Annotated in this window: 20 protein-coding genes; 5 read left to right on the top strand and 15 right to left on the bottom strand. The window is 49.4% G+C overall.

All coding sequences use genetic code 11. The features are described from left to right. Positions 1-221: 221 nt before the first annotated feature. A complete protein-coding gene (locus EIP93_RS04230; RefSeq protein ID WP_010295775.1) occupies positions 222-1,502 on the top strand; it encodes an O-acetylhomoserine aminocarboxypropyltransferase/cysteine synthase family protein in 1,281 nt (426 codons plus the stop codon). A gap of 63 nt (positions 1,503-1,565) precedes the next feature. Here EIP93_RS04230 and EIP93_RS04235 read toward each other — a convergent pair whose 3' ends face one another. From EIP93_RS04235 to nifJ, 4 genes are all read right to left on the bottom strand, one after another. After that, positions 1,566-2,633 (bottom strand): L,D-transpeptidase family protein, encoded by a 1,068-nt coding sequence (locus EIP93_RS04235; protein WP_010295777.1) that lies wholly within the window; start codon positions 2,631-2,633, stop codon positions 1,566-1,568. A 184-nt stretch (positions 2,634-2,817) separates the two neighbouring features. Further along, positions 2,818-3,615 carry a deaminated glutathione amidase gene (locus tag EIP93_RS04240; protein WP_125232312.1) on the bottom strand — a complete coding sequence of 266 codons (798 nt, stop codon included), beginning with the start codon at positions 3,613-3,615 and terminating at the stop codon, positions 2,818-2,820. 21 nt (positions 3,616-3,636) lie between these two features. Beyond that, a complete protein-coding gene (gene cybB, locus EIP93_RS04245) occupies positions 3,637-4,173 on the bottom strand; it encodes a cytochrome b561 (protein ID WP_010295782.1) in 537 nt (178 codons plus the stop codon). Positions 4,174-4,415: 242 nt separating this feature from the next. Then, positions 4,416-7,949 (bottom strand): pyruvate:ferredoxin (flavodoxin) oxidoreductase, encoded by a 3,534-nt coding sequence (gene nifJ, locus EIP93_RS04250; RefSeq protein WP_125232313.1) that lies wholly within the window; start codon positions 7,947-7,949, stop codon positions 4,416-4,418. Positions 7,950-8,464: 515 nt separating this feature from the next. Here nifJ and EIP93_RS04255 point away from each other — a divergent pair. Continuing rightward, on the top strand, positions 8,465-8,890 hold the full coding sequence (locus EIP93_RS04255) for a hypothetical protein (RefSeq protein WP_103861357.1): 426 nt from the start codon (positions 8,465-8,467) through the stop codon (positions 8,888-8,890). 249 nt (positions 8,891-9,139) lie between these two features. Beyond that, positions 9,140-9,622 carry a GNAT family N-acetyltransferase gene (locus EIP93_RS04260; protein ID WP_029367525.1) on the top strand — a complete coding sequence of 161 codons (483 nt, stop codon included), beginning with the start codon at positions 9,140-9,142 and terminating at the stop codon, positions 9,620-9,622. Between the two features lie 44 nt (positions 9,623-9,666). Here EIP93_RS04260 and EIP93_RS04265 read toward each other — a convergent pair whose 3' ends face one another. The 7 genes from EIP93_RS04265 to EIP93_RS04295 form a co-directional block, all read right to left on the bottom strand. Next, positions 9,667-10,293, bottom strand: a complete 627-nt coding sequence (locus EIP93_RS04265) for a LysE family translocator (RefSeq protein ID WP_125232314.1) — start codon at positions 10,291-10,293, stop codon at positions 9,667-9,669. Between the two features lie 254 nt (positions 10,294-10,547). After that, positions 10,548-11,330: a transporter substrate-binding domain-containing protein gene (locus EIP93_RS04270; protein WP_125232315.1), complete on the bottom strand. Its 783-nt coding sequence runs from the start codon at positions 11,328-11,330 to the stop codon at positions 10,548-10,550. A gap of 368 nt (positions 11,331-11,698) precedes the next feature. Continuing rightward, on the bottom strand, positions 11,699-12,277 hold the full coding sequence (locus EIP93_RS04275; protein ID WP_125232316.1) for a hypothetical protein: 579 nt from the start codon (positions 12,275-12,277) through the stop codon (positions 11,699-11,701). Positions 12,278-12,603: 326 nt separating this feature from the next. Beyond that, positions 12,604-13,119: a GNAT family N-acetyltransferase gene (locus EIP93_RS04280; protein WP_125232317.1), complete on the bottom strand. Its 516-nt coding sequence runs from the start codon at positions 13,117-13,119 to the stop codon at positions 12,604-12,606. A 1-nt stretch (position 13,120) separates the two neighbouring features. After that, positions 13,121-13,387 carry a type II toxin-antitoxin system TacA family antitoxin gene (locus tag EIP93_RS04285; protein ID WP_125232318.1) on the bottom strand — a complete coding sequence of 89 codons (267 nt, stop codon included), beginning with the start codon at positions 13,385-13,387 and terminating at the stop codon, positions 13,121-13,123. A gap of 214 nt (positions 13,388-13,601) precedes the next feature. After that, a complete protein-coding gene (locus EIP93_RS22865; protein WP_233964249.1) occupies positions 13,602-13,853 on the bottom strand; it encodes a type II toxin-antitoxin system RelE family toxin in 252 nt (83 codons plus the stop codon). Further along, the gene (locus tag EIP93_RS04295; protein ID WP_125232319.1) at positions 13,843-14,094 is read right to left on the bottom strand and encodes a type II toxin-antitoxin system Phd/YefM family antitoxin; all 252 of its coding nucleotides are present in this window, start codon (positions 14,092-14,094) and stop codon (positions 13,843-13,845) included. Before EIP93_RS04295 ends, EIP93_RS22865 begins: the two co-directional genes overlap by 11 nt. Positions 14,095-14,223: 129 nt before the next feature. On the opposite strand from EIP93_RS04295, the gene EIP93_RS04300 reads away from it, so the two are divergent. Both EIP93_RS04300 and EIP93_RS04305 read left to right on the top strand, forming a co-directional pair. Further along, entirely contained in the window at positions 14,224-14,694 is a 471-nt protein-coding gene (locus EIP93_RS04300) for an STM2901 family protein (protein ID WP_125232320.1), read from the top strand. After that, the gene (locus tag EIP93_RS04305; protein ID WP_233964248.1) at positions 14,694-15,023 is read left to right on the top strand and encodes a DUF1493 family protein; all 330 of its coding nucleotides are present in this window, start codon (positions 14,694-14,696) and stop codon (positions 15,021-15,023) included. The genes EIP93_RS04300 and EIP93_RS04305 overlap by 1 nt, the downstream gene beginning before the upstream one ends. Before the next feature lie 453 nt (positions 15,024-15,476). On the opposite strand, the gene EIP93_RS04310 is transcribed toward EIP93_RS04305, so the two are convergent. The 4 genes from EIP93_RS04310 to EIP93_RS04325 form a co-directional block, all read right to left on the bottom strand. Then, the gene (locus tag EIP93_RS04310) at positions 15,477-16,127 is read right to left on the bottom strand and encodes an Eco29kI family restriction endonuclease (protein WP_125232322.1); all 651 of its coding nucleotides are present in this window, start codon (positions 16,125-16,127) and stop codon (positions 15,477-15,479) included. Then, positions 16,124-17,332: a DNA cytosine methyltransferase gene (locus tag EIP93_RS04315; protein WP_125232323.1), complete on the bottom strand. Its 1,209-nt coding sequence runs from the start codon at positions 17,330-17,332 to the stop codon at positions 16,124-16,126. The genes EIP93_RS04310 and EIP93_RS04315 overlap by 4 nt, the downstream gene beginning before the upstream one ends. 208 nt (positions 17,333-17,540) lie before the next feature. Continuing rightward, positions 17,541-17,870, bottom strand: a complete 330-nt coding sequence (locus EIP93_RS04320; RefSeq protein ID WP_125232324.1) for a TA system toxin CbtA family protein — start codon at positions 17,868-17,870, stop codon at positions 17,541-17,543. 69 nt (positions 17,871-17,939) lie between these two features. Beyond that, positions 17,940-18,275: a type IV toxin-antitoxin system YeeU family antitoxin gene (locus tag EIP93_RS04325; protein WP_039345635.1), complete on the bottom strand. Its 336-nt coding sequence runs from the start codon at positions 18,273-18,275 to the stop codon at positions 17,940-17,942. Positions 18,276-18,278 lie beyond the last annotated feature (3 nt).

The raw sequence follows: 18,278 nt of genomic DNA on the forward strand, positions 1-18,278 counted from the left end.
TTTTCTCTGCGCAAATTTTATCGTTTTTTCAGATTCGTTTCAGCAGCAGAGCTCGGTTTTGTGAGGGCGCTTCAGTGTAATAATGTAACGCTGAAATTTAGTCTTGTTTTTACTAACTTATCTCCATTTCTTCTACATCATCAAGTGCCTTTCCCAATCGCCGTCTGCTATTTTGTCTGGATATTTTCCTCACTCCAACGATCAACAAAAAGGTCCGTAAGATGAAACTTGAATCCCTCGCGCTACATCATGGTTATGAATCTGAAGCGACAACGAAGTCCGCCGCTGTGCCGATTTACCAGACGACTTCTTACACATTTGACGACACGCAGCACGGTGCCGATCTGTTTGATCTGAAGGTGGCGGGCAATATTTATAGCCGTATCATGAACCCGACGAATGCGGTGCTGGAACAGCGGCTGGCGGCCATTGAGGGCGGCATTGGTGCGCTGGTGCTTTCATCCGGTATGGCGGCAATTACTTATTCGCTTCAGGCACTCACGCAGGTTGGGGATAATATCGTCAGCACCAGCCAGTTATATGGTGGCACCTATAACCTGTTTGCCCATACTCTGCCACGTCAGGGTGTCGAAGTGCGGATGGCCTCTTTCGATGATTTTACGACGCTGGAATCGCTGATTGATGAACGCACTCGTGCCGTTTTTTGTGAATCTATCGGGAATCCGGCGGGAAATATCGTCGATATCGCCAAAATCGCGGAAATTGCGCATCGCCACGGCGTTCCAGTGATCGTTGATAACACAGTGGCGACGCCCGTACTGTGCCGGCCTTTTGAGCACGGCGCAGATATCGTCGTCCATTCACTGACCAAATACATCGGCGGTCATGGCACCACGATCGGCGGCGCGATTATCGATTCCGGCAAGTTTGACTGGGTCGCGAATAAAGCGCGTTTCCCGTTACTGAATGAGCCCGATCCTTCTTATCATGGCGTGGTGTATACCGACGCTTTCGGTCCGGCGGCCTATATTGGGCGCTGCCGCGTGGTACCGTTGCGTAATACCGGTGCGGCGCTTTCTCCGCACAGCACGTTCTTGCTATTGCAGGGGCTGGAAACGCTCAGCTTGCGCATTGAACGCCATTGCAGCAATGCCGAAGCGCTGGCTGGCTACCTGAATCAGCATCCGCTGGTTACCTGGGTGAACTATGGCGCGTTGCCGGATAGCCCCTATAAAGCAAACTGCGACAAAATTACCTCGGGTAAGGCATCTGGGATTATCAGTTTTGGCATTAAAGGCGGGAAAGCATCAGGGGGGCATTTTATTGATGCGCTGAAGATGATTTTACGACTAGTGAATATTGGCGATGCCAAATCGCTTGCGTGCCATCCGGCAAGTACCACGCATCGGCAGTTGAATGCGGAAGAGCTGGCGAAAGCGGGAGTGAGTGAGGATCTGGTCAGAATTTCGGTCGGCATTGAGCACATTGACGACATCATTGCTGATGTGGCGCAGGCGCTGGAAGCTTCACAGAAAAAGTAAACGGTAGGGACGTTAGAGAAACGCGTTGGAAACCGATTCGGGTTTCCAACGCGTCATAGGCGATTACGAACGGTTAGCGTCGGCTGCGGTCGTCGTCTGTGCTTCAACCGGTGCGGCATTTTGCACGGCATTCAGGCTATCTTGCGGCTGTGCTTCTGGTGCGACAGGTGCAGCAACAGATTCAACCGGAATGGCTGGCGTGGCTTGTTCGATCAGACCATTGATTTTGGTCGGCATACCAGAACGTCTCTGGATTGCCTGATCAACTTCGCTGGTGTTCACGCTGGCGTCGGCCAGAACCTTGCTCACTTTTGGCGTCATGCTGATCGGTGCCGGAGAATCAGAATGGAATTCTTCTACCGTGCGAGACAGCGGATTGTGAACTTCAACATAGCGTGAACCATCTGGCTCAACGGTGGCTTTCACTGGCTCATTGATGAACTGAACGCGAGTACCGACCGGAACGTTGTTGAACAGATACTTGATATCATCGGCGCGCAGACGGACGCAGCCGTGGCTTACACGCAGGCCAATACCGAAGTTGGCATTGGTGCCGTGGATCGCGTACAGGTTACCGATGTACAGCGCATACAGCCCCATTGGGTTATCTGGGCCAGCCGGGAAAACTTTTTGCAGGGTTTCACCGCGTGCCGCATATTCTGCGTGCATCTTCGCGGTTGGTGTCCAGGTTGGGCCCGCTTTCTTGCGCTGAACGGAGGTTGTCCAGTTAATCGGCGTATCTTTACCTAACTCGCCAATCCCGATTGGCAGCACGACCACGGTCTTGGAGCCTTTCGGGTAGTAGTACAGACGCATTTCTGCACTGTTGATGACAATGCCTTCACGCGGTGCATCTGGCAGAATCAACTGATGAGGAATGACCATTTTGCTGCCGGGAATAGGCAGGTAAACATCCGCATCTGGGTTGGCTTCCATCAGGTTGCTCAGACCCATTTGGAACTGTGATGCAAAATGTTCCAACGGCTGTGTGCTGTCTTCCGGTACGGTGATGTCGATATTCTCGCCTATCAGTCGGCTGTTAGCCGCAGGCAGAGGATAAACAACGGCAAAAGCAGCCTGGCTGAATGCGGCTGCTGCAAAAACTAAAGTAAAGATCGCGCGAATACTCATTTTCATTTCTTTATTTGAGTGGTGAATGCACCCCCCGAATCAGGAGGCTGGTCTGCTAGGGTCGCCATGACGACCGGATGCGCATTATATGTGCAGAACGGCCTCAGAGGGAAACAACATGTGTAACTAATCACACTTTTTGGCGCGTGAATGAGAAAGAAAGCAGCGTAGAGTGAACCGCGATTCAATTTCCCTCTTCCAATGTGGGTTTGTTAAAGCGGCGATTAGCCAGTACTGGAAGAATCTGACGGGCGTAGGCCAGTCGTTCTGGATCAATGTCGGCATAGACGAGGGCCGGTGTTTCCGGTGCCTGAACCACGACAACGCCTAAAGGATCGACCACCATGCTGTTGCCGATATTTTTGACGCCGCATTCGCCAACGGCAACGAGATAAGTGGTGTTTTCCAGCGCTCTTGCGCGTACCAGTAGCTCCCAATGCGCTTCTTTCAGCGGCCCTTTGATCCAGGCGGACGGAAGAACAAGTACGTCAGCACCGTCCAGTACCAGACGGCGAGCAAGCTCAGGGAAGCGGATGTCATAGCAGGTCATCAGCCCGACGTTAATCCCGGCGATGGTCAACAGCGGTGGGACTTCTTCGCCTGCCAGCACATTCTCCGATTCCTGTACGGAAAACGCATCATACAGATGCAGCTTCCGGTATTGTGCGACGATCTCACCGTTGCGCAGCGCCAGCAGTGTATTCCAAACTTTCCCTTCGCCATTCGGGATATGCACACACAGCATGGTCGTCAGGTTGTTGCCTTTGCTGGCTTCCAGCAGTTGCGACACAAATGGGCCATCAAGCGGCTGAGCAGCAGTGAGCACCATGTTGGGGTTGGTGATATCGCGAGCCAGTACACCTTCAGGCAGCACCAGCAGGTCGGCACCGTTTTGCTGTGCTGCCGACATAAACTCAGTAATGGTTGTGGCATTTTGTTGCCACTCGCGGTCTACGGCGAATTGTCCCAGTGCGACTTTCATGCTTGCTCCTTCGTTGCCCGATTAATCGCGTTTGGCTGGCATCATGCGCAGCAGCGTGTTGTCTTTCATAACATAGTGGTGGAACAGGGCAGCAGCGGTATGCAGCGCGATGAGCCAGTATCCTAGCGGTGCCAGCGTTTCATGCCAGCCTATCAGCGTTTCAGCTAAGTCAAAATTTGGTGTCGCGGCTGTTGGCATACCTATACCAAAAAGCATCCAGTCCCGACCGCTGTAATAGCGCGAGGCAACGCCTAGTATCGGTAGCGTGATAAACAGCAGGTAAATGACGGCGTGAGTGAGTGAGCCCAGCGCACTTTGCCAACGTGACGGCGGTGGCGTAATGGCTGGTGAGGTATGGCGATGGCGTAAGAACAAGCGCGCCAGCATAAGAACCAGTATGGCTACGCCACAGCTAAAATGCGTCACCATCATCACGGTGCGCAGCAGCGAACCGCGTTCAGCAAATCCGCGTAGTTCTATCGTGGCATAGGTCACAACGAGCAACAGAAAAACCAGCCAGTGCAATGCAATCTGCGATGGTGCGAACTTTCCTTTCATGTTTTGTCCTCTGCGACGTTGAGAGCGGCTTGACACCGTAACGGGCGAATAATCCCATAAAGTATAAGGTAACTTGCTCCTTGTCAGCCCTTCTTTACCGTGCCTGACAAACTGGGTTATCGACGTTGGATTCTTCGGTATTCAACCTCGTTCGGATAGAGAAAACGCAACAGCCCGTAAGGGGGGCGGCCAGGGATAGCACGCCATAAAAAAACCGGCCGAAGCCGGTTTGAGGGAGAAAGTTATTCCTGCGGGTTTTTCTCTGCCTTGCCTGCCATCATAGTCAGGAAGTCAAAGCGGCGGCGCAGATCCAGTTCCGCTTCTTCATAGAGCTGCGCGGTTTCTTCCGGCATCATGCTATTCAGGCGGCGGAAGCGTTGCTCTTTCAGCAGCGTTTCGCTCAGGCTGCTGGATGGTGGACGAGAATCCGTCACCAGTGCAGGTTTACCTTCCTCGGCGCGACGTGGATCGAAGCGGTAGAGCGGCCAGAAGCCCGTTGCCGTCAATTGACGCATCTGATCGTGGCTGAATGCCAGATCGTAGCCGTGCTCTTCACACGGACTGTACGCGATAATCAGCGACGGGCCCGGCCAGGCTTCGGCTTCCTGAATCGCTTTCACCGTCTGGTTCAGCTGTGCGCCCAGTGAGATCTGCGCGACATACACGTGACCGTACATCATGACGTTGATACCGAGATCTTTACGTGCTTTGCGTTTGCCTTTCTCGCCAAATTTGGTGACGGCGCCCAGCGGTGTCGCTTTGGACTGCTGTCCACCGGTGTTGGAGTAGCACTGCGTATCCAGTACCAGCACGTTGACGTTTTCGCTCAGGCTCATGACGTGATCCAGCCCGCCGTAGCCGATATCGTACGCCCAGCCGTCCCCGCCGATAAGCCAGATGGATTTATCGACAAAGTGGTCGGCTTCGCTCGCTAGCACGGTGGCGTCGGTGTCATTGATGGCTGACAGCAATCCACGCAGCTGTTCAATCTGCTGACGGCGCAGATCGGGGACGATGGACTCTTCCTGCAACGCGTTAACCAGATCCGGCGGTAGTTGCGGTGCCAGCTTGTTGAGCAGGCGTACGGCACGCTGACGGTGCTGATCGACGCTCAGGCGGAAGCCCAGACCGAATTCGGCGTTATCCTCGAACAGCGAGTTAGCCCAGGCCGGACCGCGGCCGTTGGCATCAGTCGTCCACGGCGTGGTGGGCAGGTTACCGCCATAAATAGACGAACAACCTGTCGCATTCGCGACCAGCAGACGATCGCCATAGAGTTGCGTCAGCAGCTTGATGTACGGTGTTTCGCCACAGCCGGAGCAGGCACCGGAGTATTCAAACAGCGGCGAAATCAGCTGAGAAGTACGGATATCGATACGTTCCAGCGTGGATTTGTCGATTTCCGGCAGTTGCAGGAAGAAATCGAAGTTCTCTTTTTCCGCCGTCAGATTATCCAGACGGGATTCCATATTGATGGCTTTGATTTCTGGGTTCTGACGGTCTTTAGCCGGACAGACTTCTACGCACAAATTACAACCGGTGCAGTCTTCTGGGGCGACCTGCAACACGTATTTCTGACCGCGCATATCGCGCGCTTTCACATCCAGCGATTGCAGTGACGCTGGTGCATTTTCCATCGCATCAGGCTGGACGACTTTGGCGCGGATAGCCGAGTGCGGGCAGGCGGCAACACAGTGGTTACATTGCGTACAGAGCTGCGGCTGCCATAGCGGAATCTCTTCCGCGATATTGCGCTTTTCCCACTTGGTGGTGCCAGTCGGCCAGGTGCCATCGGGCGGCAGGGCGGAGACGGGCAGCGTATCACCCAGACCCGCCAGCATCGCGGCCGTGACGGTCTTGACGAAATCGGGTGCGGCGTCGGAAACCACTGGCGGCCATTGTGGGCTGTCTGGATTGACGGCTTCCAGCGGCACTTCTGCCAGCGCTTCCAGCGTGGCGCTCAGCGCCTGCCAGTTACGCTCAACCAGCTCCTGACCTTTACTACCGTAGCTCTTGGCAATGGCGGTACGCAGTTTTTCTACCGCCACATCGGCCGGCAGAATCTGTGACAGGTGGAAGAACGCCATCTGCATGACGGTATTAATACGCGCGCCCAGATGACACTCGCGGGCAATTTTGGCGGCATTGATGCAGTAAACGCGGGCGTTGCGCTGATTGAGTCCCGCCTGCACTTCCTGCGGCAAACGGTGCCACAGATCCTCGCTGGTATACGGCGAGTTGATCAGGAAAACGCCGCCGGGCTTCAGCCGTTCGACCATGCTGTACTTGTCGATAAACTGCCACTGATGGCAGGCGACGAAATCGGCTTGATCGATCAGGTAGGCTGAGTTGATCGGGTGCGGGCCAACACGCATGTGGGAAACAGTCAGGCTACCAGCTTTTTTCGAGTCATAGACAAAGTAACCCTGCACAAACATCGGGGTGGTTTCACCGACGATTTTGATCGCGTTCTTGGTCGCAGAAACGGTGCCGTCACTGCCCAGACCGTAGAACAGAGCTTCGAGCGACGCGCTGCTGGGAAAATGCTGTTCCGGCAGTGGCAGCGACAGGTTGGTGACATCGTCATAAATCCCGACAGTGAAGCGCGGTCGTGGGTTAGCAAGTGCTAACTCATTAAAGATCGCCTGTATACACTGCGGGGTAAATTCTTTGGAAGACAGCCCGTAACGACCGCCAATCACCCGTGGCATAAGTGAACGCTCACCTGCGGAGAACGCCTCGGCCAGCGCGGTCATCACATCGAGATACAGTGGTTCTGCCAGCGCACCCGGCTCTTTCGTGCGGTCCAGCACCGCGATGCTCTTCGCCGTTTGCGGAATGACGGCCAGCAGATGCTTGGCAGAGAACGGACGATACAGGCGGATTTTCACCACGCCGACTTTCTCGCCGCGCGTCAGCAGCGTATCGATCACTTCTTCGCAGGTGCCGACGCCGGAACCCATCAGGACGACGATTTTGGTCGCCTCCGGGTGGCCGTAGTATTCAAACGGCTGGTACTGGCGTCCTGTCGCGGCGGCGAAATCGTTCATCGCCTGCTCAACGTGCTCATAAGCCGCGTCATACCAGCGGTTGGTTGCTTCGCGCGCCTGGAAGAAGGTATCCGGGTTAGAGGCGGTACCTCGAATCACCGGGCGTTCCGGTGTGAGCGCTCGCTCACGGTGTGCATCAATGGATTTCTGTGGCAGAAGCTGGCGGATCACATCATCGCCCAGCGGCTCAATCTTATTGATTTCGTGTGAAGTACGGAAACCGTCGAAGAAATGGATAAACGGCAGACGGCTGTTCAGACTGGCGATTTGCGAGATCAGCGCAAAGTCCTGCGCTTCCTGCACATTGCTGGCGCACAGCATGGCACAACCCGTCTGGCGCACGGCCATGACGTCCGAATGATCGCAGAAGATGGAAAGCGCATGCGTCGCAACCGTACGGGCAGCGACATGCAGGACGAACGGGGTTAGCTCACCGGCCAGCTTATACAGCGTGGGGATCATCAGCAGCAGACCCTGCGATGAGGTAAACGTGGTGGCGAGTGTGCCCGTCTGCAATGCGCCGTGGACGGTAGCGATCGCGCCGCCTTCCGATTGCATTTCAACAACGCGGGGCGTATCTCCCCATATATTCAGCCCGCCATCGCTCGACCAGGCGGCTGCGTGTTCAGCCATGCTGGAACTGGGCGTAATCGGGTAGATGGCGATGACTTCATTGGCTCGCCAGGCCACAGAGGCGACTGCGTTATTACCGTCGGTGGTGATCATGACTTATAGCCTTCTTGCTCACTAAGCCTTTCATTTTACATGGTCTTTTGAGGCGATGAAAATGATTGGGCATAAACGAAAATACGATTTTTATCGGAGGATTATCGCATTTCAGGAAAAAAGAGGGTGGAACGATGTGTGCGGAGTTGTATCAAACTGTGTTTTATCCCCGTCATACTTCAAGCCGCATGTGCGTTGGCTTTTCTCGCTCACCTCAGTCACTTACTGATGTAAGCTCCTGAGGATTCACTGCGTCGCCGCCTGCCTGCAACTCGAATTATTTAGGGGTACCCCGTCATACTTCAAGCGATCTTTCTACGTGTGGCTTTCGTATGAGGGAGAGTCCGCGTTTCCTAAAATTGGGCATATTATACACCGCTGAGCGGGTTGATGTCTTTTTGTACCTATTGAAGGGTACCGCCGTATGATTTTATTTGCTCATTACTGCCATGACAGGTAGCGTGCTTATACTAAAATAGTATCTGTAATCAATGAATGTATGAAGGAACCGAACGATGGCAAATGATGAAATAAAAAATAAACTGGTTTCCGTACTGGCTTCACAACAGGCGCAGGGAAAAACGCCAGAACAGGCCGTCGAACACATCCTTCAGGCATTGGGTGGAAGAGCGGGTGATGTGTCCCGTATTTCGGTTTTGACGTCGACATTAATTGCTGATGTGCTTTATACCGTGTATCAGGAGGCGATCACCCATCAGCAGATTGCGGTAATTTTACGCAAGTTATGTTACGCCGCTCGCGATATTGCTGTTGCATCACACGCCATCTATCCCCAGCTAACCGTTCAGGAAATCGCCCTGCTTTTGCAGAGCCCAGAGATTTATCCGACGATCGATCGCGCCGCATTGCTTGATGCGCTGACCTACGCGAACTTTTCCAAAGTGGAAAGCGAGCAGGCTGCTGACGCTCTCGGCGTTTAAAAGAAAAAAACAGCCAGATTGATAACCTTCCTATCGCCGCTCTCGTGCTATTGATTGAGCTAGAGCGGCTAGCCTGACATTCTCAACCTAACGCATTCCTTCCTTCTCTCTATGACAGAACTCGTCATGTCGTTGTGTAACTGATTTTAAATCCGGTAGCATGGCAAGCTTTGGTTATTGTTGGCATTGGAAAAATTAGCACCGGAGAAGAGAGCCTTTATGAACATTACCTCTATAAATACTGCCTCTATAAACATTGTCATCCGCCCCGCGCAGAAATCAGATGCGAGCGTGATTCTGGATTTAATCATCGAACTTGCCGTGTATGAGAAAGCGCGCCACGAAGTGCTGGCCTCGCTTGAGGATATTGAGCGCTCGCTATTTGGCGAAGGAGCGACGGCTGAAACGCTGATTTGTGAGATTGATGGTAAGCCCGTCGGCTATGCGATTTTCTTCATGAGCTACTCAACCTGGCTGGGGAAATACGGCATCTATCTGGAAGATCTCTACATCGCACAGGCGTATCGTCAGGCGGGAGCGGGCAAAGCGCTGCTGAAACAGGTGGCGCGTCTTGCACAGGAAAGACAGTGCGGACGGCTGGAATGGAGCGTGCTGGACTGGAATCAACCCGCGATCGATTTCTATAAAAGCATTGGCGCGAAGCCGCAGGATGAGTGGGTGCGCTATCGGATGGACGAGAAGGGTATTGCTGATTTTGTCACGGCATCGTAACGGTGTGGCTCCTGCCTGTTTGAAGGCAGCAGGAGCCTATTTAATTAACGTGTTGACGCCGCCAACGTGGTGCCTGCCAGAATAAAGATCCCGCCCGTTGAGCGGTTAAACAGCTTGATGCGGCGTGGGCTGGAGAAAAGGCCCGATAAACGACGGCCAGTGCAGGCATAGATAAACATGATGCTGAAATCGAAGACTGCCCAGGTTACCGCCAGAATGATCAGCTGCAAGGCGTGTGGGGCGCTGGTATCGATAAAATTTGGGAAGAGTGCGGCGAAAAACAGCAGATCTTTCGGATTACTGATCCCGACCAGAAAGCCTTTGCGGAATAGCGGAAACCAGCCAAGTGTCGAGGCTTCCTGCACGTTCTGCTCCGTAGTGGTCATATCCTTAGAGCGCCATGACGCGATACCCAACCAGATGAGATAAACCGCCCCAATAATTTTTAATACGGTAAATGCGGTGGTTGACGCAGCGAGGATGGCACCTAACCCTAATGCTGAACAGGACATTAATATCATTGCCGCGCTGACGCCGCCGAGGACGGTTGCTGTTGCGCGTGAAGCGCCGTAGCGTAAACCGTGCGACATGCTGATTAAGGCGGATGGGCCCGGAATGGCAATCAGAGCGATGATGATGCCTGTATAAGCCAGCCAGAGGTGAAGGCTCATGGTTTCTCCTGCGTGTAGTTCACTGTGAAAGCGACATTAAAATGGTGGTGTGAAGCGAGGTATATTCACATATATATCGCTATTTTCCAACGCGTGATAGTAACAGAAAAGGGGCTGATGGCGCTCGCCCTCTTTATCAACATTCTGTTGCTGGGTATGGCTGTAAACTCCCGTTTCGTTGAAATCTCCCCGGCCTTCTGATAGGTCAGGGAGAACAGTTGGGCATGAAAATAATCCGTGAGCCGCGCCTGATATTATTCCTTCACGCTTAAATCGATATCGCCAAAATAGCGTTTCTGTATTTTTGCATATAGGCCTTTTTGGACGATATCTTTCAGCCCTTGATTGATGAGTTGTTTTGTTTCCGTATCGTCTTTACGTATACCGTATGCAGAACCGAGACTGAATAAATCCGCATCGGTCACTTCCGGGCCTTTTAGCTCAAAATCTTTACCCTGCGGTGTGTTTAAAAATCCAAACGCGACGGCAACCGACGGGCACAGCGCGCCTTCCACTCTTCCTGATTGTAAATCCTCATAAATGGCTTCCTGATCGGGATAGTTTTTAACAATCACTCCGGCGGGTAGCCAATATTTATTGGCGTAGGCTTCCTGAATGGTACCTTGCTGTACCGCGATATTTTTCCCGCGCAGCAGTTCAACTTGAGGAAGAAGATTGGATTCTTTCCTTGCGACAAGTTTGGTGGGAACGTGGAAAACATAGTCACTGAAATCTATCGATTCCTTTCGCTTACGTGTCACGCCAAGCGGCGCAATGACGTCTATTTTTTTTGCGAGAAGGGCGGGGATCTGGGAATCGAACGTGTTGACGATATAATCACACTTTGCATTTATCGATTTACAGATAGCATCCGTTACCTCGATTTCAAACCCCGATGGATTACCATTTTTATCCATGCTCTGAAAGGGGGGATACGTTAAATCGACGCCGATACGCAGTATGTCCGATTTGGCAAATGCAAAGGGAGAAATAGCAAAAATGACAACGATCTTCAGGAGAGATAATTTTCTGAACATAGCAGTAACACCTCTTTTTAGTCGTATAGAAATGAATGTCAACATTCTGGTATTCGTATTATCACCAGTGATAGGACGTAAATTGGATCGCGTATCGTCATCCAGTCTACGTTTGAAAAACTGACGTTAATTTACACTTGAAATTATAACAAATTGTTATTATTTGCTTTCGTGATGTAAAATTGCGATATCGGTGATGTCCAAACGTGTAAACAGGAAATATATTCCAGTGGATGATTTCATTTTGGCGGGGTACTGGTGTGCATTGCATGCCGAAAACCGACCTAAGCGAGTTTCCGGTATTTTAATCTATTCACCTTATCAAACGTGTCAGTAAAACGGTGGGATTGGCGAGCTTGAAGGCGAAATTACTTGTAGGTAAATCGATAATCGACAATATACGTGCCGAGTTTATTGACCCGCGCAGTGACCCACAACTCATCCATTCCTTGCCTTCTTTTTTTAAATAACGTCTCTCTACTGGTACATAGCTGCTTCAACTGACCAGTATGAACATCTCTAATCCATAAACCCGCTTCACAACGACTCGTTTTCCCTTTTGGTGGCCCAAGAAAAATAATCTCATAATCGGATGTGTAATTAATCACGTCATCGGGAAACAGATAAACGTACACGTCAAAAATATTCACGATGGAAAGAAATCCCAGCACAAAGCCACCTAGGAACATTTCGAGCGTGTGCTTTAGTTTCTTTTTTACCGAACGAGAATAGAGCGTCCTGCCAGCAAAGATAAGCCCCAGAACGATCCCAAAGGTAAGGTAGATAGTGAAGTCAGGGAGTGTATCGATCAGTATCGTGCGACGTGACAACTGCGAGGCCCAAAGCATGTACCAGAAAATAGCTAGCATGATGGATAAGACGAAGAGAGTAACGAGAAAATCCTTCGACAATAAATAAGTTATCGCTTTTTTATAGAGACGACGCATCTATCCATGACCTGTATCAACAGCGTGTTTTGTTGGTATTTTACATGACTTCACGGCTTAAAGGATCAATAGAGGTACTTGTTATGGTTCGGGAATTGGCTGGGGGAATTTGAATATCCAACATAACATGATGATATTAATGTTTTAAGTTTGAGTTCAGACTTTATTTGTAGGCCTAAACGTGAGCCTACGAAAAATGGCGATGAGTGACAGGGGGCAAACGCTTATGTTCCATGATAATCCGTTCTTTTTCCATTTTTTAATAAGTACACGCGAATATCACTTTTTATTGGTGTTGGTGTGTACTTAATCCTGCTAGATGCTATTCAGGCCAGTTCAAATGAGGCTAATTCTTTTAACAGGGTATTCGTGATAGGAAGATAGAGCGAATTAGGCTTACGTTGAAAGGCAACAAATCCATACTTCAGATAAAAATTCTTCGCAGCCTCATCTTTAGCATCGACATGTAAAGCCCATATTCCTGTCGTCGAGCGCGACACATTGAGGAGCGCATCAACGAGTAATGAACCACCTATGCCTTTTCCTGCAAATTGAGAATCGACGGCAAGGCGGCCAAGTAACGCAGCAGGTACAGAAGGATAACGTGGAAGTTTCTTGGTAATCGTATCGGGAAGGCCGCTGATATCGATTGCACTGGAAGAGAGCGTATAAAAGCCCGCTACGTTATTGTTTTCATCAACGGCAGCATAGCATTTAGTAAAGCGTTCCCGGCTGTCCTGCCCAGCATACTTTTGCAGGTAGGTATTTAACTCAGGAACGCCGCAATTAAAGTTTCTCTTGTTATGGCTTTTGGCAAGTAGCGTGTAGGTCAATAAGCTCATTTTATCTTCCCAGCGCTTTACGCCTTTTCATTGCGCCTAATAATGCAGGGGAAACCGGCGATTCGGACAGCAGTGAGTCAGCAAATTGTTTTTGGTCTTCAATTGCCAGTCTCAGGATCGCGGTTTCTTCTACGGCTCTTTTAGCGGCTTCCTGCGTTGCTGTGATAATAAAATCCGTCATTGTACGACCCTGTAACTCGGCGGCATGTTTGATCAATGCGTGGAGTTCCGAAGGGATGCGCGCTTCCAGTCTTGCGGTTGTAGACATAGGCACCTCACATGAATAATTCCGGCAAATTGCCGTACGTTCAGTATATAAAACATGCAAATTAAAAGATAGGCTGAATATTCGCATCGAGGATGAGGGTACTTCCCTCAAAATAAAAAGATTTTGCACAAAACTGTTCACTCTCTTCACTATGGTTTTTTATTTTTATTAATCAATAGATTAAAGGGTGGTGAGTTGGTGAACAGGTGACGAGTTACTCATCACCTTGATAGATAGGTTGCACAACAAAATAGCCGCGAGTTGAAAACTGTCCGCGCTTATAGTCGGTCTTTGACTGCTTTATAAACTTCTTGTAGCAGTCAGCCATTCCGTGAAGACGATTGGCGGGAACGTGGGGATTTTGTAAAACCTCTTTCAGTTTTTTGGTGAACTGCTCCCGCATCGGAGCGCTCAGCTTCTTAAATTCTTTCAGCGCGTGCTCTTCAAACTCCAGCTTATAGCTCATCCAGATCGACCTTCACACGTTTCCCCTTCATCCGTGAGCGGGCGATTTTGGCAAGTTCGATATCTTCCTGATAGTCGGCCAGCGCCTCCCATGTTTCCGGGGAAGCATAGTAGCCAGAGATACGGCCATTGGTGAGCACCGCTACAGGCTCACCGTTAGCTTCTTTAAGCGCGGCATTGGGCGATTTTTTAAAGTCGCTGATACTCACAGCTGCATTTGCAAGGATAGGTTGTACGGACATAATCAGCCCCTTTTAAGTATGATATTTGATACTGAATTTAGCACTTAACCAAAAAGGCAGTAACATCACGGTATAAATGTGACACCAAATAAAATAATATTGAAAATATATTAAAAAAAGGGAGGTTTAATGGATGCTACTGAAGAAATCAATAACACATATTATTATCACGGGCATGGTAATTTAACTGCCGGTGAGTTATTTAACCTGATCTTTCTTGAAAATTTTTCTTCTCGTACCGATTTAGAAATTACAGCGGCGGCGCTGATCCTCTCAGGGCAACCTTATCTAAAGGTGTCAGGAAAACTATCTGCCGCCACAGCAACACCCGGAACGAGTGTTGCTTCCAAAGTATCACGAGCATTGCTCAGAGATTTACGTTTCCCTTATGGGCTAAGGCCACTTACTCCTATGGGAAAAAATTTTGCGACATTGAAGATGGTTCCAACGAATAAAATTGCCTCTTTTGTTGGTCGTTATATTCCATGGATAGGCTACGTCCAATTGATTGCTATAATGCAATCGGTAGCAAGGGACACCCGTCGACAGTATAATCTGATCGCTAGGCCAGAAGACCGCATTGAATGGACATATTTCTGATGAGTAAAAGAGATATCGAAAATGAGGTTATTCAATATCTCATGGAACGTTACCCGATTAGGAAAAATTGGTTTAAATCCGAAATTAGACAAGTCACTAAAGACTGGACGTTACAGGATGATTATCAGTTTCTACCAGAGGATGCTCACGATTTCCTTCTTGATGTATTCGGACATTTTAATATTGAGTATTCAAACTTTGATGGAAGAAATTATTTTGAATATGAGTATCCAATCTGGCAAAAGAAACCACTATCGAAAGCGTTAAAACCGCTCACTGTCGGGATGATTATTGAGTCAGCTAAAGCAGGGAAATGGTTATACAATTAGAGGCATCTAATATTGATGTCGTATTGATATGTCGTTTCTGGTGTCTACATCGCCGACTCACATTTGGGCTGCCAGTCGGCGTCTGATTCGTCTTTCAGCCAAAGATTAGCCTGTATGCTCAGTTTGCGTATACCTAAACGTAGCCAATAGCCACCGGATATCGTCGGACTATTACGGACACAAAAAAGCCCGCGGGGCTTGCGCCATGCGGGCTTTTCGTACTTCATCGGACTTATCTGGTAATACCCGATGTCTAAATTGGTGGGCTGGGGGAATCTGAATTTGTGATGTAACCTGTTGTTTAATATCTTGTAATATTCATATAAATTTTCATTTTGGTCCTATTTTTGGTCCTAAAAGAAATTTTCACAGATTGTTAATCAGCTATAGCAGGCCCTACCGCGAGCAATGTACTTGATAGCAAAGCCATTCTCTCTACACAAACATAACGTTTTAGTCGCCCTCAGCCTCAATAAATTTTTTGGCTAAACTAAGAGGCAGGTTTTGCAAGTATTGCCTTGCGTCTCTGATTAGTTCATCCAGTGTCTCATCACGCTCACGTAAATTTTGCGCCCAGCCTCTACCCGGATGCATGAAGTCCCAGCGAGGGCGCAAACCTGTGTAGCGATGCTTGCCTGGGTCGTGATTGCCGAAACCATCAATTGACGAGTTCCAAATCGGCTTAAAGCGAGAAATAACGAGGGATTCGCCCAGAGGTATCCAGATATCATCAACAACAAGAAAGCGGCAATAAAAGTCTTTAACAGCGAGGTTTTGAGCCGCTTTGACACTTTCAGCATGTTCTTTCAAACGCCTAAATAGAACATTACCGACCTTTTCTGGGTTGGTTAATCCCATTCTAGCTCCTGCAGGAACAGCTTTACCTACATAAATCGGCAATTTAAATTTGTCATCACGGTTCATTTCAGCCAACTGCTCATATGCTGGATGATCTCCAGTATAATAAATTGCATAAATCCCAGCCCCAGGGAATGGGGTTAATTCGTCAAGAGGATGTGCTTCCTTGCTTAAAAGGGCCTCAGCAACGCTGGCTCCCAGATTATGCTTATCAAGTGGATTGAATGGAATGACTTTGCCTGTCATGCAGAAACCCTTTTATTATAGCCACCCTGTCTCAGGATGTTACCAATCTCGGAAGCTAGTAATTTCTCCGCAACACTATTTGCAACGCAGTAAGCTAAATGAACTGGCACTGCATTACCTAACTGCCTCATAGTCTCTGTCCAACTACCATGAAAGCGGTAACTGTCAGGGAAGGTTTGAATACGAGCACTTTCTCGTACAGTAAAATAGCGAACTGAACCGTCGTCACGTACTAGCATGTTCTCGCCGCCAGGCACTCCGTGATCTCCGGCCTTAAGAGTTTTGGCTGGAAGATCCAGAGGACTGCCCGTATGACCTGGATAAATACGAGCTCCTGCTTGGAAAGTATGATTTCGGATTTTTGTTGCATCCTTGGTTTCAGGATCAGGTAAATCGGCAATAGCATCTCTTACCGTTTTCCAAGGTAGAGTATCCGGCGGATTCTTACGTAATTTAGCAACACGGTTAACCAATTTATTTGGTATCTCTGGCATTTTTAAACCGTGTTTTCTCCAGTAATCACCTGTGACCCACTGCTCATAAATAAGTGCCTCATAACTGTGAGTTGGCTTAGGGAATGACCACTCGATCTCAAGATCATCTCGGAAACCAACAATGAAGACACGCTCGCGCTTTTGTGGAATTCCATAGTCTGCAGCGTTTACTAGAGTAGCAAGTACGTTATATGTCAACCCCTTACCTTTGTTCTTCCCACTGGTTTTCTCCTCCTGTAACCGTTTCAAATGTTCACTCCAGTCCTCTCCATTTTGCGGAGCAACTTGAGGAAATTCAAGTTGTAACTGGATGTATTGGAAATAACTAGCAAAAGTTGCACGGGTCAAACCCTTAACATTCTCAACGATAAAAGATTTAGGGCGAATTTGCCTGATAGCTTCCGCTGTTGCTGGAAACATGTCCCGTGAGTCAGAGTTAGCTTTATGCTTACCACCGATAGAAAATGGCTGACACGGCGGACCTCCAGCCAGAAGGTCTATACCTTTTGGAATTTGAGTCCAGTCAAATTCTCTTACATCGCCTTCAAACAGGTCCCAATTTTGCAATAAAGGGTAACCGTTTTTTTGGTTCTCACGGACAGTATCACAAGCCCATTTGTCCCACTCAACTACTGCAAGATGCTCAAAGCCAGCTATCTCACATCCCATAGCCAAGCCGCCTGCACCAGCGAATAACTCTACAGATTTCATTCTAATCTCCGCCTCTTGGCTTATGGTCTGCATCTTAACAATTTAATGCACTTCTCGAAACCTGCAGACCCGTACGCTATACCGCTTGAAAATCATTCCACGGGTATAAAGCCATATTAGTTAGGGGCCTACTTAGGCCCTTCATTGTTATTGGTGCCGTAAAAGTAACATCTGAGCGGCATCACTTAGTTTGAAATAATTCTATTTATTATCTCCAATCAGGTGTCAGAAGGCCTGTTACTCGTAGTGCCCGGTAAATGTCTATCCCCTGACGAAATGGCGATTGCTCCTGCCAGTTAAAGCCGTTGCGATCGATACGCACCAGTTCGTATTTTTCCACCAGAAAATTGACGGCATTGACTAACGTGACGCCAGCATCGATATGCGCCTGAATCACGTTTTCCTCACAGAATGGTGTATCGTTCAGCGTCAGGCCGTAGTGCTTTTCCAGCAGGTAGGTCAGTAGTTGTTGCCAGACGGTTATAGGTGACGGACAGGGGTTATCCTCCCGTGGCAGGATTGCAGGTGTTGTTTGCATGAGAATACTCTCTTCAGGTTAGGTCGATAGAACCAGGAAAATGCACAGAATGAGTAGAAAAACAGCGAGTTAGCGTGTTGCAGCCGAAGTTGGATAAATAACAATATATACGTAGCCAACACTGCCTAGCGTATCAGCTTCACAAGTCCATTCGTTGCGATGCAACGTGACACAACCCTGCTGGCGGGGATTCAGTTCTCCTGTTCGCATTTTCTGTTCCAACTGCTTAATCAGCTCAGGGAAGACGTGTTCCAGATTACGGGCTTCTGCCTTGCTGAACGTACCGATAAAGCTGGCCCGGTCTGCCAGATAATGCAGACGGTTACCTTCCTGCACCAGTCTGGCTCCGAGTCGCGGAGTGATGGCACATTTTAGTCCCCATTCCGGGGTATCCGATGATGGCATGAT

Origin of the sequence: Pectobacterium versatile, from assembly GCF_003932035.1 — a bacterium.
GTDB classification, from domain to species: domain Bacteria; phylum Pseudomonadota; class Gammaproteobacteria; order Enterobacterales; family Enterobacteriaceae; genus Pectobacterium; species Pectobacterium versatile.